At 72.8% G+C, this 1,719-nt stretch carries 2 protein-coding genes and 1 pseudogene; 1 reads left to right on the forward strand and 2 read right to left on the reverse strand.

Features of this window, described 5'->3' with window-relative positions; translation table 11 throughout:
* Nucleotides 1-127, forward strand: a pseudogene (locus CWC38_RS12515) (IS5/IS1182 family transposase); the annotation flags it as partial.
* Here CWC38_RS12515 and CWC38_RS11710 read toward each other — a convergent pair.
* Nucleotides 124-972, reverse strand: coding sequence for a uracil-DNA glycosylase (locus CWC38_RS11710; RefSeq protein WP_121846878.1), 849 nt, complete (start codon nucleotides 970-972; stop codon nucleotides 124-126). The pseudogene CWC38_RS12515 and the gene CWC38_RS11710 sit on opposite strands and share 4 nt — an antisense overlap.
* Before the next feature lie 61 nt (nucleotides 973-1,033).
* Nucleotides 1,034-1,719, reverse strand: a 686-nt coding sequence (locus CWC38_RS11715) for an MOSC domain-containing protein (protein ID WP_240625256.1), incomplete at its 5' end; no start/stop codon positions are given.

Genomic DNA, 1,719 nt, shown 5'->3' on the forward strand with positions numbered 1-1,719 from the left:
CTACTGCCACCTCAAACAATGGCGCGCCATCGCAACCCGGTACGACAAACACGCTGTGACCTACCGCGCCGCCATCATCCTGCACTCCGTCATCACCTGGACGAAGGCTTTGTCAGACACGCCCTAGGCGGGCGGCGCGGCGGCCAGGGCCAGGGCGTCGTCGAGCATCTGCTCGGTGAGCAGGCCCGTGAAGGTGTTGCGCTGGCTCACGTGGTAGCAGCCCACGAGCCGGACGTCCCGCCCGTCCGGTGTGCGCAGGTGGGCGACGGCGCCGTGGCCGAACGTGGGGCGCGGGCGCGGCACCTCCCAGCCCATCCGGGCGGTGGCGGCCAGGACCGTTTGCCACGCGATCCCACCGAGGGCAAGCATGCCGCGCAGCTCGGTGAGCAACCCGATCTCGGCGTCGAACCAGCCACCGCACGTGGCCTTCTCGACGGGGGTCGGCTTGTTGGCGGGCGGGGCGCAGCGCACGGGCGCCACCATGCGGACCCCGTGCAGGGCCTGGCCGTCCCCGGCGGTGCTCACGGTCTCGTGCTCGGCGAACCCCGCACGGTGCAGGGCCGCGTAGATCCAGTCCCCCGCACGGTCTCCCGTGAACATGCGCCCGGTGCGGTTGCCGCCGTTGGCCGCGGGGGCGAGACCGATGACGGCGAGCCGTGCCCGGGGATCCCCGTAGGACGGCACCGGTCGGCCCCAGTACGGTTCCCCGGCGAACGACGCCCGCTTGCGCTCGGCCACGTCCTCACGCCACTGCACCAGCCGGTCGCACGCGCGGCACACGCTGGCCATGGCGTTGAGCTGGCCCACGTCCGCGGCTGTCGCGGCGAGATCACGCACACGGGCGGCGTCGTGGGCCACCGGGGTGTCCGCCGCGGCGGGGTCCTCCGGCCAGTCGGCGCCGGGCGGCACGGGAGACGGGAAAAGCTTTCCGGTGAGGGGGTGCGGCAGCTGGGGCGAGGTGTCCTGGGTCATCTGGGATCCCTCCTGGGCATTCGGTCTTGCGGCTGGGTGGCGGCGCGGCGTCGTCGCCCGCTCAGAGTAGGGTGTCCTCACCGAGGCGACGCAGGATCTGGCGGCGCCACTTCTCGGGGAACTCGGGGGCGCGCGTGAGAGCGCGGTACGCGTCCCGGTCCGCGACGCCCGCGTCCATGGTGCGCACGACGTCGCTCACGGACACCGCCCCCGTGGGCCGGCTCACGAACTCGAAGGCGTCCCCGGCGGCCACGTGCCCCTCCCGCAGGACACGCAGGTAGAAGCCAGTGCGCGCGGTCCGCTCCATCTCGCGCGGCAGGTCCCAGTCCGACCAGCGCCGGGAAATGGTGTTGCAGGGCGTGCGCGGCTGGGTGACCTGCACGAGGGCCGTCCCCACCTGGAACACGTCCCCCAGGAAGACGCGGTCCTCGGTGGCACCGCGCAGCGTGAGGTTCTCCGAGAACGCCCCGGCGGCGAGGTCACGGCCCTCCCGCAGCCAGGCGTCGTAGTTCTCCGCCGGGTAGCAGCACACGGCCTTGTCCGGTCCGCCGTGGTTCTTGAGGTCGCCCTGCTCGTCGCCGATGAAACCCGTGCCGCTGAGGAAGACCCTGCCGCTGCGGGGAGCCTTCTCTGCTGCGGTCTCGAGCTCGCGGCCGTCCCACTGCTGCTGGCGCACCGCGCCGGTGTGCAGGGCGGTCACCGCGGCGTCGGAGACGGTGGGCTGGGGATTGTCCATGGTGTCGGCTC

Origin of the sequence: Kocuria tytonicola, from assembly GCF_003687455.1 — a bacterium.
GTDB lineage: Bacteria > Actinomycetota > Actinomycetes > Actinomycetales > Micrococcaceae > Kocuria > Kocuria tytonicola.

Bases quoted from the DNA above. Each gene is read 5' to 3' on its own strand.
- CWC38_RS11710 (WP_121846878.1), bottom strand. From the start codon at position 972: ATGACCCAGGACACCTCGCCCCAGCTGCCGCACCCCCTCACCGGAAAG.